The sequence below is a fragment of the Streptomyces sp. NPDC030165 genome, from assembly GCF_055573595.1.
In genome coordinates, this window is record NZ_JBVIBD010000003.1 from 266,016 (window position 1) to 280,152 (window position 14,137).

Consider the following 14,137-nt stretch of genomic DNA (forward strand, 5'->3'; position numbering starts at 1 on the left):
CCTGGTTTCACGGGTGCGGCGGTCCTGGTCGGTCGTGTGGCGGGCGAGCGGCCGGGCTTCCACGGAGAAAACGGACGGGTCGCCTCCGAAACTTGTCAGAGACACGGAGACGCTATTGGATCAGGGACGCCGGGTGCGTACTATGCGCCATAGTTGATCAGTCAAAGACCGGCATGTCTGTTTCCATATCCGGCCGAATGTGCCATGACGCTGCTGAGAGGTGGTCAGGAGTGGGACCCGAGCTGACCGTTCCGCCGACCTACTCGCCCCTTCCGCCCGCCATCCACCCCCGGCACGTGGAGATCGAGGCCCGGACGACCGCATGGGCGAATCGTTTCTCCATAGGCTCCGACGAGCTGCGCGGACGCCTGGTCACCCATGGGATCGGCGGCTTCGCCGCCCGTATCCTGCCCGACGGCCGCGAGGAGGTCGTCTGCCTCCTCGCCGACTTCGTGCTGTGGCTCTTCGGCGTCGACGACGGTTACTGCGAGGAGAGCGACCTCGGGCACGACCCGGGTGCGCTGACCGGCGTACTGCACCGGCTGCTGCGCGTGGCCCAGAACCCCGAGGCCCCGATTCTGCCGGGCGACAGCCTCGCCGAGGGCGTCCGCGACCTGCGCCACCGCGTCTCCCGCCACGGTACCGCGGGCCAGGCCGCCCGCTGGATCGACGCCCTGCGCGAGTACTTCTTCTCCGTGGTGTGGGAGGCGTCCTACCGGCGCTCGGGCGCCGTGCCGAGCCTGCCCGACTACACCCTGATGCGCCTGTACGACGGGGCCACCTCGGTCGTCCTGCCGATGCTGGAGATGGGGCACGGCTACGAACTCCAGCCGCACGAGCGCGAGCACACGTCCGTGCGCGCCGCGGCCGAGATGGCCTCCTTCATCATCACCTGGGACAACGACATCTTCTCCCACCACAAGGAGAGCCGGGGCCCGGGCTACTACCTCAACGTCCTGCGCGTCCTGCAGAACGAGTACGGCATATCCCCGGACGAGGCCCTGACCACGGCGATAGCCCAACGGGACCGCGTGATGACACTGTTCATGCGCCTGAGCGCGCACCTGCGGCAGCAGGCCAGCCCGCAACTGCGCCAGTACCTGCACAATCTGGGTACGTTCATCCGCGGGTCCCAGGACTGGGGCATCACCTCCCTGCGCTACACCACCCCGGACGACCCGGCCCAACTGCCCTCGACACTGCGCACCACGCCCACCGACGACAGCCACGCGCCGCTGGACATCCCCGTCATCTCCTGGTGGTGGAATCTGGTCCCGGCCGCCCACGCCCAGGCGCGCGAAGGAGTGGACGACGGCGCGCGCCCGCACGCCTGGGCGGCGCAGCCCGCCGGCTGACCACCTGCCACTCCACCCGTGCGCCCGGCCGAGCCGGTCCGCCGAGCGCCCGGCCGGGTCACTCCGCCGGATCGTCCGGGCGCTCCCCGAGCCGGTTGCGGCTGGTCAGCGACCGCTGGAGACGGGTGAGCGTGTTGCTCGGCGACCGCTTGCGCAGGGCGGCGCGCGCCGCGTTGGCGCCGGGCGCGCCGTGCACGCCGCCGCCCGGATGCGCTCCGGCCGAGGCCAGGAAGAGGCCCTTGACCGGGGTCTCCGGGCGCCCGGTACCCGGCAGCGGGCGGAAGACGAGCTGCTGGTGCATCGCGGTCGTACCGCCGTTGATGGCGCCGCCGTGCAGGTTGGCGTCGAGCGCCTGGAGTGTGGGCGGCGCGAGGATGCGGCGGGCCCGGATGCGGGTGCGGAAGCCCGGCGCGTACCGCTCCACCTGCTCCTCCACCCGGTCCGCCATCGCCTCCTGCTCGCCGGGGCTCCACCTGCCGGTGATGCCGGCGTCCCCGGCGTCCGCGCGGACGTCGTGCGGTACGTGGGTGTACGCCCACGCCGACTCGGTCCCGGCCGGTGACCGCGTGGCGTCGGACGTGGTCATCTGCCCGAAGAGGGCGAACGGCCGGTCGGGGACCCGGCCCGCCGCGAGCTGCGCGGCGAACCGCGTCAGTTCATCGACACCGTCGGCCAGGTGCACGGTGCCGGCGCCCGCCGCCTCCGGGGCGGTCCACGGCACCGGCCCGTCCAGCGCCCAGTCGACCTTGAAGGTCGCGAAGTCCCACTGGAAGCGGCGCAGGTCCGCCAGCAGCCGGGTGGGCAGGTGCCGGCTGTCGATCAGGTCGCCGTAGAGGGACGGTACGGAGACGTCGGCCAGTACGGCCCGGCCCGCCGGCACCGACTCACCGCCCGCGGTACGCACCCCCACAGCGTGGCCCGCCCGTACGACGACCTCGGTCACACGCTCACCGCAGCGCAGTACCCCGCCGCGCGCTTCCAGCCGCCGTACCAGGGCCTCGGAGAGCGCGCCGGCGCCGCCGACCGGCACGGGGAAGCCGTACGACTGGCCCAGCATGGACATCAGCCACCCGAAGCCGCCGCTGCCCGCTGCCTCCGGCGCCAGGTCGGCGTGCAGCGCGTTGCCCGCGAGCAGCAGCCGGCCGCCTTCGCCGCCGAACTCCTCCTCGCCCAGCCGCCGTACGGGCAGCACCATCGTGCGGGCCAGCCGCAGGCCGCCCGCGCTGTGCAGCCGGGCGGCGAGCCGGGCCGTGGCCCGTACCGGCGGGAACGGCGTGAACAGGGCGCCCAGGACGTCCGGACCCACCCGGTCCCAGATCGCGCAGAGCCGCTGCCAGGCGACGCCGTCGCCGCTCGCGAAACGCTCCAGCCCGTCGGCGGTGGCCGGCTGCCGGCGCTCCAGCACCGCGCACCGCCCGTCGGCCAGCGGGTGGGCGAGGACCCGGGGCGCGTGGCTCCACCGCAGCCCGTGGTCGTCGAGGCGGAGCGAGGCGAGCACGGGCGAGGCGGCGGCCAGCGGGTAGAAGGAGCTGCACAGGTCGCTGACGAAGTCGGGGTGCACGCCGCGGTCGCTGCGGACCGCGCCGCCCGCTTCGGGCTGCGCTTCCAGGACCTCCACGCTCCAGCCCGCGTCGGCCAGCAGATTGGCCGCCACCAGCCCGTTCGGTCCGGCGCCGATCACCACCGCGTCCGGCATCGCCGCCCCCTCTCCACGGGGCCCGGGGCCGCCGGGGCCGTCCGTGGCGCCGGAGCCGTCCGCGAAACCGGGGCCGTCCGCGAAACCGGAGCCGTCCGCGTCACCGGAGCCGCGCTCCGGCCGGCCCGTACGCCCCGGTTCCGGCCCGTCACACCGCCTCGCTCGGCTGTCGCGGGCAGCTCTCCACGACCCTGGCCAGCCGGCCCAGCATGCTGCGGTGCCGGAGCTGGAACAGCGCGTCCAGGACGGTGTTGTGCACCAGTCCGCCCGGTCCTTGCAGGGGGTGTTCGTCCATGATGATCAGGCTGTGGTCGCCCCAGGGGCGGATCTCGATCGCGATCCGCGCGGTGCCCAGCGCGCCGCTGTCGACCTCCAGCTCCAGTTCCCGCGGGGCTTCGCAGCGTCGCACGATGGTCCGGCCGGTGAGCTTCCACGGGCCCAGGTGCACGCTGTAGGAGAGCGTGGCCCCCAGCTCCGGCCAGTCGCCCTCGCACGGCCGCGACCGGTACGGCCCGACCACCCAGTCCTGGTACCGCGTGCCGTCGGAGAGCACCGCCCACACCACGTCGGGATGCCTCTTGATCAACTGATGTCTTACCGCCATGCGGTCTCCAACGTCGGGGGGAACCGGTCGCCGGGGTCGCCTGTCAGCCTAGGCCGGTCCGCTCGTTTCGGCCTCCGGGACCACACCCGTGTGCCCTCGGGGCACCGGGCCGCACCCGGGCCGGGCCGGGGCGCACGCCGGGTGGCAGCGGCGCCAGGGCGTTACGTTCACAAGACCCGGCCCGGGGTACTGACCCCCTGGCTGCCCACCGCCCGGCACCGTACGCAGCCCGTGGAGGCCCGACCGTGAGCCACGACCTTCCCCTGCGCGGACGCACCGCCGTGGTCACCGGCGCCGCGCGCGGACTGGGCGCGCACCTGGCACGTTCACTCGTACGGCGGGGAGCCGACGTGGCCCTGCTCGGGCTGGAGGAGGACGAGCTGGAGCGGGTCGCGGCCGGCCTGCCGGGGCACGCTGCACACTGGCCGGTGGACGTCACCGACGAGGACGCGATGGACCGGGCCGCCGCGCTCGTGGAACGCCGCTTCGGCCCGCCGTCCGTCGTCGTCGCCAACGCCGGGGTGGTGGCGGGCGGCCCCTTCCTCGACACCGCCCCGGCCGTCTGGCGCCGCGTCGTCGAGGTCAACCTGATCGGCAGCGCGGTGACCGCCCGCGCCTTCCTGCCCGCCCTCCTGCGCACCCGGGGCTACTTCCTCCAGGTCGCCTCCCTCGCGGCCATCGGCCCGGCACCGATGCTGTCCGCGTACTGCGCCTCGAAGTCGGGGGCGGAGACCTTCGCGCAGGTGCTGCGCGCCGAGCTGGCCCACCGCGGGGTGGGCGTCGGCACCGCGTACCTCAGCTGGGCGGACACCGAGATGGTCCGGGCCTCCGACCGCCGTGCGGCCATGCGCGAGCTGCGGGCCCACCTGCCGTGGCCCATGTCGAAGACGTATGACGCCGGGCCGGTGGCCGACCGTATGGTCCGGGGCATCGAACGGCGGGCCGCCACGGTCTACGCGCAGCCGTGGCTGCGCGCGGGCCAGGCGGTGCGCGCCGTCCTGCCGGGCATCGTGACCGAGGGCTCCCGCCGCGCGTTCCTGCGCCTGGCGGGCCGCGCCGACCTTCCGGCGACCGGCCTGCTCGGGGCGGGCGGCCGGGCGGCCGAGACCGGCGGCGGCTTCCGGGGCTGACCGTCCGGCGCACGGGGGAGGGGACGGCCGTTCGGCGCAACCGGCGCGGCGGGTCCGCCGCACCCGGGACAAGCTCGGGGCATGGACCAAGCATCGGCTCCCCGGGCGCGGCTCGGGCTCGTGTTCCTGCTGACGGCGGCCGGCGTCGCCGCCACCCTGACTCCCGGCGCCGCGGCCCAGGACCGTACGGCCGCGGCCCGGGACCGTACGAGCGTCGCGGACCGTACGGCCTCCGCCTGGCTGCCCTACTGGGGCGACACCAAGGGTGCCTACCGCGATGCCCTCCAGCACGCGGCGCAACTGCACACCGTCAGCCCGTTCTGGTACCGGGCCACCTCCGCCACCACCATCAAGAGCCAGCACGGCGCGGGGGACAAGCGGATCATCGCGGGCCTGCACCAGGCCGGCATCAAGGTCGTGCCGACCGTCAACGAGTCCATGGACGCCACCGCGATGGCCGCGCTGCTGCACGACCGGTCCCGCCGCGCCGCGCACATCGCCGCGCTGCTGCGGCTGGTGGCCTCCCGCGCGTACGACGGCATCGACCTCGATTACGAGACGATGGCGACCACCGGGACCGCCCGCATGCGGGAGCGGGTGCGCACCGGTTACGCGCTGTTCGCCGACGAGCTGTGCGCCAAGCTGCACGCCAAGGGCAAGAGCTGCGTCATCACGGTCATGGCCCGCACCGGCGGCTCCGGCAAGGCGTACGACTACGCGCGCCTCGGCAAGGCCGCCGACCGCGTCCGGATCATGGGCTACGACCTGCACTGGGCGGAGGGCTCACCGGGCCCGCTGTCCTCGCTCGCCTGGTACGAGGAGTTCCTGCGGTACGCCACCCGCACCGTGCCGCGCGACAAGCTCGAAGTGGCCTTCCCCGGTTACGGCTGGGACTGGACCCAGGGCGTCAAGGCCCGCGCCAAGCACCTGACCTGGAAGGAGGCGGAGGCGCTGCGCCGCCGCAAGGGCGCCGCCTACCGCTTCGACGCCAAGTCCGGCACACCCCACTTCACGTACCGGCAGGGCCGGGCCGTGCACCACGTCTGGTACCAGGACGCACGCGGTGTCGCCGCGCACCTGCCGCTGCTGCAGAAGTACGGCGTACGCAACGCCGGGCTATGGGCGCTCGGGTTCGAGGACCCGGGGTTCTGGAAGGCACTGCGCGGCGAGTAGCCGCAGCGCCGCCTCGGACGGGCTGCCGGCCCGCGCGGTGAACATCAACAGGCCCTGCCCGGAGCTGTCCGGCGTGTGCAGCATCTCGAAGTCCAGCTCCATGGCGCCCACCAGCGGATGGTGGAAGCTTTTGACGCCGAAGCTGCAGTTGCTGACCCCGTGCCGCGACCACAGCGCGCTGAACTCGGCGCTCTTCATGGACAGTTCGCCGATCAGCTCGGCCAGCTGCTGGTCGTCCGGGTACTGCCCGGCCGCCATGCGCAGCGCGGCGACGGCCCGCCGGGTCTCCGCCTCGCGGTCCGGATACAGCTCGCGGGTGTGCGGGTCGAGGAAGAGCAGTCGCTGGGTGTTGGGGCGGTCCAGCGGCCGGCCGGGGCTGTCGATGTCCAGGTGCCCGGCCAGCAGTGCGTGCCCCGGCCGGTTCCAGGCCAGCACCTCGAAGCGCCGGCCGAGCGCCACGGCGGGTACCTCGCCGAGAGCGGCGAGCAGCTGGAGCGTTCCGGGCCGCGCCTTGTCGGGCCGTACGGCCGGGCGGCGCCGGGCCCGGGCGGGGCGGGCGAGGTCGCGCAGGTGGGCGCGTTCGTCGGGGGACAGCCGCAGGGCGCGGGCGAGGGCGTCGAGGACACCGTCCGAGGCGTTGTGGCTCTGGCCCTGTTCGAGCCGTGTGTAGTACGCGACGCTCACGCCGGCCAGCTGCGCCAGCTCCTCGCGGCGCAGGCCCGGTACGCGGCGCCGGGCACCGTAGGAGACCAGGCCGACGTCCTCGGGCTGGAGGCGGGCGCGGCGGGTCTTGAGGAAGTTGCCCAGCTCGGCGGGTGTGTCCATACCGGCCAGTGTCGTCCACCGGGCCGCGCCGTGCCTGACCCTGCCAGTACCAGGCTGCGGTCCCGGGAGGGGCCCGTTCCGGGCTCCGGGCGATGTCCGTGCCAGGCCGCGGACGATCGGCTGTTCCCTCCGGGATACCGACCGCTTAGTATGCCGAGGGTCGCGGGGTCCGGCACCCCGCGCTCCCCGCGTACCCGAGGTCTGTGGAGGCACCTGTGAAGGCATGGCGCGTACACGAGAACGGCGAGCCTCGTGAGGTGATGCGGCTGGAAGAAGTGCCGGATCCGCAGCCGGGAGCGGGGCAACTGCTCCTGCGCGTCCGCGCCGCGAACGTCAACTTTCCCGACGCGCTACTGTGCCGCGGCGAATACCAGGTACGCCCGCCGTTCCCCTTCACACCGGGCGTGGAGATCTGCGGCGAGGTGCTCGCCGCGGGAGAGGGAGCGTCCGCGGAGGTCGGCGCCAGGGTGCTGGCCCAGCCCCCGCTGCCGGACGGCGGTTTCGCCGAACTGGCCGTCGTGGACGCGGCGACGGTCCGTCCCGCGCCCGACGCCCTGGACGACGCGGAGGCCGCCGCCCTGCACATCGGCTACCAGACCGGCTGGTTCGGCCTGCACCGCCGGGCCCGCCTCCAGCCCGGCGAGACGCTGCTCGTGCACGCCGCGGCGGGCGGCGTCGGCAGTGCCGCCGTACAGCTCGGCAAGGCCGCGGGGGCGCGGGTCATCGGGGTGGTGGGCGGCTCCGGCAAGGCGGCCGTCGCCCGCGAACTCGGCTGCGACGTGGTGCTGGACCGGCGCACCGACGACCTGGTGGCCGCCGTCAAGGAGGCGACCGGCGGCCGGGGCGCGGACGTGGTCTACGACCCGGTGGGCGGCGACGCGTACGCCAAGTCCGTCAAGTGTGTCGCCTTCGAGGGCCGCATCGTGGTCGTCGGCTTCGCCGGCGGCACCGTACCGACCCCCGGCCTCAACCACGCCCTCGTGAAGAACTACACGATCCTGGGCCTCCATTGGGGCCTGTACAACACCAAGGACCCGGCCGCGGTCGACGCCTGCCACGAGGAACTCGCCAAGCTGGCCGCTCAGGGTGTCGTCAGGCCGCTGATCGGCGGCCGGGTGCCGCTGTCCGGCGCGGCCGAGGCGGTCCAGCGGGTCTTCGACGGCACCACCACCGGCCGCCTCGTCGTCGTGCCCGGTCCGGAGGACGCGTCATGACCGAGGTGACCACGCAGGCCGGGAGCATCGACGCCGACGAGTTGCGCCGCCGCACCGCCGGCCTGCTCGCGGCCCACCCGCCGGCCGGCACCGGCCGGCTCGAATTCCTGCGGGCCCGCTTCGACGCCGGACTGGCGTGGGTGCACTTCCCCCGGGGTCTCGGCGGGCTCGACGCGCCGCGCGCCCTCCAGGCCGTCGTGGACGCCGAGTTGGAGGCGGCGGGCGCGCCCGGCAACGACCCGCGCCGCATCGGCATCGGCCTGGGCATGGCAGCCCCCACCATCCTCCGCTTCGGCACGGACGAGCAGAAGAAGCGTTTCCTGCGTCCCCTGTGGACCGGCGAAGAGGTGTGGTGCCAGCTGTTCAGCGAGCCCGGCGCCGGGTCGGACCTGGCCGCGCTCGCCACCCGTGCCGTACGGGACGAGGACGGCACCGGCTGGGTGGTGGACGGCCAGAAGGTCTGGACGTCCGGCGCCCACCGGGCCCGCTGGGCGATCCTCATCGCCCGTACGGACCCGGAACTGCCCAAGCACCGCGGCATCACCTACTTCGTGTGCGACATGAGCGACCCCGGCGTCGAGGTGCGGCCGCTGCGGCAGATCACCGGCGAGGCCGAGTTCAACGAGGTCTTCCTGACCGGCGTACGGATTCCCGACGCGCACCGCCTCGGCGAGGTGGGGGAGGGCTGGAAGGTCGCGCAGACCACGCTGATGAACGAGCGGGTGGCGATCGGCGGGTCCCGCCTGCCGCGCGAGGGCGGCATGATCGGCGTCGCGGCCGACGCCTGGCGCGCACGCCCGCAGCAGCGCACCCACGACCTCCACCAGCGGCTGCTCGGCCTGTGGGTGGACGCCGAGGTCGCCCGTCTCACGGGCGAGCGGCTGCGCCAGCAGCTCGCCAAGGGACAGCCGGGGCCGGAAGGCAGCGGCCTGAAGCTGGCGTTCGCCCGGTTGGCCCAGCAGATCAGCGGCTGGGAGGTGGAGTTCCTGGCCGAGGACGGGCTGGCGTACGACGACTGGACGCTGCGCCGCCCCGAGGGCGTGGACTTCACCGGACGCGAAGCCGGTTACCGCTACCTGCGGGCCAAGGGCAACTCCATCGAGGGCGGCACCTCCGAGGTGCTGCTGAACATCGTCGCCGAACGCGTCCTGGGGCTGCCGCCCGAGCCGCGCACCGACAAGGACGTCGCCTGGAAGGACCTTCCCCGATGACCGCTCCGAGCGGGGCCCCGGGCCCCACCGAACCCGCCCCCGCGCAGCCCGACGAGGCCCCCGGCCTCCTCTACTCGGAGCCGGAGGACGACCTGCGGGCCGCCGTCCGCTCGCTGCTCACCGACCGCGGCGGCCCGGCCGCCGTCCTCGCGGACCTGGAGAGCGGCCGGACGCACGACGCCGGGCTGTGGCGCGCGCTGGCCGCGGACATGGGCACGGCCGGGCTGCTGGTCCCGGAGAAGCTCGGCGGGCAGGGTGCGAGCGCCCGTGAGGCCGCTGTCGTCCTGGAGGAACTGGGCCGTTCGGTGGCCCCCGTGCCGTACCTGACCAGCGCGGTGGTGGCCGTGACGGCGCTGCTCGGCTGCGAGACGGGCCGGCAGGAAGTGGCCGCGCCGCTCGCGGCGCTCGCCGAAGGACGCGGCGTCGGCGTGCTCGCCGTGTCCCTGCCGACGGCTCCGGGTGCCCTGCCGGAAGCGGCCGTACGGGCCGACGCGGACGGCACGCTGAGCGGCGAGGTGACCGGTGTCGCGGACGCCGCCGCCGCGGACGTGCTGCTCGTCCCGGCCGACGGCCCGTACGGATACGCGCTGTACGCCGTGGACGCGACGGCCGACGGCGTGCGGACCGGGCCGGGTGTCCCGCTCGACCTGACCCGGGTCCCGGCCCGGGTCACGCTCGACCGCGCCGCCGGGCGGCTGCTGGCCGGGCAGGACGCGGCCCGGGCGGCGGTGACCGGGGCGCTGCTGGCCGGCGCGGGGCTGCTCGCCTCCGAACAGCTCGGCATCGCCGAATGGTGCCTGGCCGAAACGGTCCGGCACACCGCCCAGCGCACCCAGTTCGGCCGCCCGGTCGGCTCCTTCCAGGCGCTCAAGCACCGGATGGCCGCACTCTGGCTGGATGTCGCCTCGGCCCGCGCGGCGGCCCGCAATGCCGCTGACGCGCTGGCCACCGGCAGCCCGGACGCACGGGTGGCGGTGGCCGTCGCGCAGGCGTACTGCGCGCCCGTCGCGGTGCGCGCGGCCGAGGAGTGCATCCAGCTGCACGGCGGCATCGGCATGACCTGGGAGCACCCGGCGCACCTGTTCCTCAAGCGCGCCAAGGCGGACGAGATCGCGCTGGGCACGCCGGGCCGGCACCGTGAGGCGCTCGCGGAGCTGGTGGACCTTCCGGCTCCGTAGCCGCTCCTTACGCTCGCACTCCCGCCCCGTACGGGCCGGTTCGTACCGGTCTGTACGGGGCGTTGCCGTGCGCCCGGCCGCTGAATGGCTAACCGGTCGGTCAGTTGCCTGACCGATCGGTTAGTCTGCTGCCGACACGCCGCGACACGCGGCGGACGACGCGAAGGGGGCAGGACATGGGACAGGGCTCACAGCGCACGACATGCTGTGTGGTGGGCGGCGGACCGGCGGGGATGATGCTCGGGCTGCTGCTGGCCCGTGCCGGAGTGCGGGTGACCGTCCTGGAGAAACATCCGGACTTCCTGCGCGACTTCCGCGGCGACACCGTGCACCCGTCGACCCTGCGCCTGCTCGACGAACTCGGCCTCGGTGAACGGTTCGCGCGGCTGCCCGCGGGCCGGCTCGAAGAGGTACGGATGCGCATCGGCGACCGCACCCTCGTGGCCGCCGACCTGCGCCGCCTGCCCGGCCGCCACAAGTACATCGCCATGGTCCCGCAGTGGGACTTCCTCGACCTCCTGGCGAGCGCCGCCGCCGCGGAACCCTCCTTCACCCTGCGCATGAGCACCGCCTGCACGGGGCTGCGTACGGAAGGCGGGCGGGTGACCGGGGTGCGCTACCGGGACGAACACGGCGCGGAGGGCGAGTTGGCGGCCGACCTCACCGTGGCGTGCGACGGCCGCGACTCACGGGTGCGCGACCTCGCGGGGCTCCGGCAGCGCACGTTCGACGTACCGATGGACGTGTGGAACGTCCGCGTGCCCCGCCCGGGGGACGGCCGGGTCTTCATGCGCGCGGCCGACGGGCAGTTCGCGGTCACCATGGACCGCGGCGACCACTGCCAGACCTCCTACCTGATCAAGAAGGGCACGGACGCGGCGCTGCGGGCCCGCGGCATCGCCTGGTTCCGCGACCGGCTCGGCGCGCTCTTCGGCTGGGACGCCGGGGTGACGGACACCATCGGCTCGTGGGACGACGTCAAGCTGCTCGAAGTGACGATGGGCCGGCTGCCCCGCTGGTACCGGCCCGGCCTGCTCTGCCTCGGCGACGCCGCCCACACCATGTCGCCGACCGGTGGCGTCGGCGTCAACCTCGCGGTGCAGGACGCCGTCGCGGCGGCCCGCCTCCTCGCCGGTCCGCTGCGCCGCGGCACGGCCGGCGTACGCGATCTGGCCCGCGTCCAGAGGCGGCGGCAGTTCCCCGCGGCCGTCGTGCAGAAGTCCCAACTGGCCGAGCACGAGACGCTGTTGCGTCCGGCTCTGGAGGGAACGCTCGACCCGGACCGGCTGCCGGTGCCGCTCGAACTGCTGCAACGGCTGCCGTTCCTGCGCAGCGTGACGGGATACGTCGGCGGGATCGGGATACGGCCCGAGAGGGCGCCCGGGTTCGCCCGCGCCTGAGCGTGCCGGTCCTCCTGCGGACGGGTGTCGTTCATTCCCGGGGAGGATGAGCAACGGGTGGTTGTTCACTGCCGGTCGGAAAGTTCCCGGCCCGGTGGAGGATTCGGGCGGCGGTCCGGTCCGGGCAGGATCGGCTCTGCCCGGCAACCGAACGGAAGGACCGGCACATGCCCACCACCCGCAGCCCGAGGCCGCGCGCGGCGCGCACCCGGCGCCGGCTCGCCCCGCTGACCGGGGCGAGCCTCGCCCTCCCCCTCGTTCTCGCCGCACCGGCCACCGCCGTCCCCTTACCGGCCGATCCTCCGGCCGGGTACACCTCCCGGCGCCTCGACTGGCGCGCCTGTGAGCCCGGCATTCCCGACGGCATCCCGCCCGGCCCGCGTCCGCCCGTCGAGTGCGCGACCGTCAAGGTGCCACTGGACTACCGCGCGCCCGGCGGCCGGAAGATCGACATAGCGATATCCCGGATCAAGGCGGAGGGCCCCGCGCGGCAACGCCGGGGCGCGCTGCTGTTCAACCCGGGTGGCCCCGGCGGCCGAGGGCTGAACCACCCCCTCGCGCTCACCCGGCTCGGCCTGCCCCAAGCCGTACGGGACGGTTTCGACCTCATCGGGTTCGACCCGCGCGGCGCCGGCGACAGCACCCGCGCCCACTGTCGCCTCACCCCAAAGGAACACACGTGGCCCCGCCCGGTGCGCTTCCACGAAGCCAACGTCGCCTGGGCGCGTACCGTCGCCGCGAAGTGCCGCGCGAACGCCGGTGACCTGCTGCCTCACATCACCACCCGCAACACCGCCCGCGACATGGACGTCATCCGCGCCGCCCTCGGCGAGCGCAAGATCTCATACCTCGGCGCCTCCTACGGGACCGCGCTCGGCGCGGTCTACACGCAGATGTTCCCCGGACGCGCCGACCGCGTCGTGCTCGACAGCGCGGTCGACCCCGCGCTGATGTGGCGCGAGCAGCTCCGCACCTGGGGACCCGAGGCGGAACCCGCCTTCGCGCGCTGGGCCGCGTGGACCGCCCGGCACCACGCTACGTACGGGCTCGGCGCCACCCCCGCCGCGGTCAAGAAGACGTTCCGGGACCTCGTGGCCCGGGCCGACCGCACGCCCGTCGTCCTCGGCCGGACCCCGTTCACGGGCTGGGAACTGCGCGACCTGCTCCGCCGCGCACTCTTCTCCGTCCGGGGCGGCGCCGAGGCGGTGGCCCGGGTCAGGGACGCCGCGGGCGGCAAGCCCGTACCCGCCCCGGAACTGCCCGCGTCGACCGACCAGGAGATCTCCACCTTCTGGAGCATCATGTGCAACGACGCCGCCTGGCCCCGCGATCCGGAGGTCTACCGCCGGGACTCCCTCCGCGACGCCGCCCGCAATCCGCTCTACGGCGACTTCGCCTCCGGGATCACCCCCTGCGCCTTCTGGGGCGAGCCCGCCGAACGCACCGGCCCCGTGAAGACCTCCGTACCCCTGCTCATCCTCCAGAACGAGTGGGACTCCCAGACGCCCCTCACCACGGCCCGCGGCCTCCATCGCGCCGCCGTACGCTCCCGCATGGTGACCGTCGACGAGGGCGAGGGCCACGGCGTCTACGTCTTCACCCGGAACGCCTGCGCCGAGGCCGCCGCGACCTCCTACCTCGTCACCGGCCGGCTGCCCGCCCGGGACCGCACATGTGCCGCCGATCCGGCGCGCCCCGCCGTCACCGGCCGCGGCGCGTGATCGCGTCGAGGGTGAAGGTCTCCAGCTCGTCGGCCGCGGCGTCGAGGTCGTACTCGGGGTGGGCCAGCCAGTGCGAGACGACGCCGTCGATGGCGCCGCCGATCGCCAGCGCCACCGTGCTCGGGTCGAACTCCCGCAGGCGGCCTGCCCGCTGACCTGCCGCCAGGAGGTCGGCCAGCTCCTGCCGGCGGTTGTTGGTCTCGTGCCGGCCCGGTGTCTTCAGACGGGTGCCGCCGTGGTCGTCGAGCAGCATTTCGGTGATGACGCGGACGTGCCGCCGGTTGGCCCGCTGGTAGCCGATCATCGCGCGGACGTAGGCGACGACGGCGGCCAGCGGGTCGGACTCGCGGTCCACCCGCTCCCGTACGTACGCGGTGAACTCCTCCAGCACGTGCGCCAGGGCGGCCTGGGTCAGGTTGTCCTTGGAGGAGAAGTGGTACAGCACGGCGGCCTTGGAGATGCCGGCCCGCTCGGCGATCGCGGCCAGCGAGGCCGCCGGGAAACCCCGGGTGGAGATCAGCTCGATGGTGCAGTCCACGAGCTGCCGGCGCCGCGCCTGCTCCGTGAAGGTCGGGGTGCCCGCAGCGCCGCCTGCCCGTGGAGCCATCGTGCCGCCACCCCTGTCTGTAC

The 14,137-nt window shown here is 74.3% G+C and carries 12 protein-coding genes; 8 read left to right on the top strand and 4 right to left on the bottom strand.

Annotated elements, in window-relative coordinates:
• The first annotated feature begins 230 nt into the window (after positions 1-230).
• A complete protein-coding gene (locus tag ACZ4Z1_RS07585; protein WP_468485641.1) occupies positions 231-1,355 on the top strand; it encodes a selina-4(15),7(11)-diene synthase in 1,125 nt (374 codons plus the stop codon).
• 58 nt (positions 1,356-1,413) lie between these two features.
• On the opposite strand, the gene ACZ4Z1_RS07590 is transcribed toward ACZ4Z1_RS07585, so the two are convergent.
• The gene (locus ACZ4Z1_RS07590) at positions 1,414-3,051 is read right to left on the bottom strand and encodes a phytoene desaturase family protein (RefSeq protein ID WP_468485642.1); all 1,638 of its coding nucleotides are present in this window, start codon (positions 3,049-3,051) and stop codon (positions 1,414-1,416) included.
• Positions 3,052-3,199: 148 nt separating this feature from the next.
• Positions 3,200-3,655 carry an SRPBCC family protein gene (locus ACZ4Z1_RS07595; RefSeq protein ID WP_468485643.1) on the bottom strand — a complete coding sequence of 152 codons (456 nt, stop codon included), beginning with the start codon at positions 3,653-3,655 and terminating at the stop codon, positions 3,200-3,202.
• Positions 3,656-3,900: 245 nt separating this feature from the next.
• Between ACZ4Z1_RS07595 and ACZ4Z1_RS07600 the strand changes: the two genes are divergently transcribed.
• Together ACZ4Z1_RS07600 and ACZ4Z1_RS07605 are read left to right on the top strand one after the other, a co-directional pair.
• On the top strand, positions 3,901-4,785 hold the full coding sequence (locus tag ACZ4Z1_RS07600; protein WP_468485644.1) for a short-chain dehydrogenase/reductase: 885 nt from the start codon (positions 3,901-3,903) through the stop codon (positions 4,783-4,785).
• Between the two features lie 81 nt (positions 4,786-4,866).
• Positions 4,867-5,958: a glycosyl hydrolase family 18 protein gene (locus ACZ4Z1_RS07605; protein ID WP_468485645.1), complete on the top strand. Its 1,092-nt coding sequence runs from the start codon at positions 4,867-4,869 to the stop codon at positions 5,956-5,958.
• Here ACZ4Z1_RS07605 and ACZ4Z1_RS07610 read toward each other — a convergent pair.
• On the bottom strand, positions 5,902-6,783 hold the full coding sequence (locus ACZ4Z1_RS07610; RefSeq protein WP_468485646.1) for a helix-turn-helix domain-containing protein: 882 nt from the start codon (positions 6,781-6,783) through the stop codon (positions 5,902-5,904). The two genes, ACZ4Z1_RS07605 and ACZ4Z1_RS07610, sit on opposite strands and share 57 nt — an antisense overlap.
• A gap of 215 nt (positions 6,784-6,998) precedes the next feature.
• Between ACZ4Z1_RS07610 and ACZ4Z1_RS07615 the strand changes: the two genes are divergently transcribed.
• From ACZ4Z1_RS07615 to ACZ4Z1_RS07635, 5 genes are all read left to right on the top strand, one after another.
• Positions 6,999-7,997 carry an NADPH:quinone oxidoreductase family protein gene (locus tag ACZ4Z1_RS07615; protein WP_468485878.1) on the top strand — a complete coding sequence of 333 codons (999 nt, stop codon included), beginning with the start codon at positions 6,999-7,001 and terminating at the stop codon, positions 7,995-7,997.
• Positions 7,994-9,208, top strand: a complete 1,215-nt coding sequence (locus ACZ4Z1_RS07620) for an acyl-CoA dehydrogenase family protein (RefSeq protein ID WP_468485647.1) — start codon at positions 7,994-7,996, stop codon at positions 9,206-9,208. Before ACZ4Z1_RS07615 ends, ACZ4Z1_RS07620 begins: the two co-directional genes overlap by 4 nt.
• Positions 9,205-10,386, top strand: coding sequence for an acyl-CoA dehydrogenase family protein (locus ACZ4Z1_RS07625; RefSeq protein WP_468485648.1), 1,182 nt, complete (start codon positions 9,205-9,207; stop codon positions 10,384-10,386). The genes ACZ4Z1_RS07620 and ACZ4Z1_RS07625 overlap by 4 nt, the downstream gene beginning before the upstream one ends.
• 176 nt (positions 10,387-10,562) lie before the next feature.
• Positions 10,563-11,786 (top strand): FAD-dependent oxidoreductase, encoded by a 1,224-nt coding sequence (locus tag ACZ4Z1_RS07630; RefSeq protein ID WP_468485649.1) that lies wholly within the window; start codon positions 10,563-10,565, stop codon positions 11,784-11,786.
• Positions 11,787-11,953: 167 nt separating this feature from the next.
• A complete protein-coding gene (locus tag ACZ4Z1_RS07635) occupies positions 11,954-13,507 on the top strand; it encodes an alpha/beta hydrolase (RefSeq protein ID WP_468485650.1) in 1,554 nt (517 codons plus the stop codon).
• On the opposite strand, the gene ACZ4Z1_RS07640 is transcribed toward ACZ4Z1_RS07635, so the two are convergent.
• Positions 13,488-14,114 (bottom strand): TetR/AcrR family transcriptional regulator, encoded by a 627-nt coding sequence (locus ACZ4Z1_RS07640; protein WP_468485651.1) that lies wholly within the window; start codon positions 14,112-14,114, stop codon positions 13,488-13,490. The genes ACZ4Z1_RS07635 and ACZ4Z1_RS07640 overlap by 20 nt on opposite strands.
• Positions 14,115-14,137: the final 23 nt, after the last annotated feature.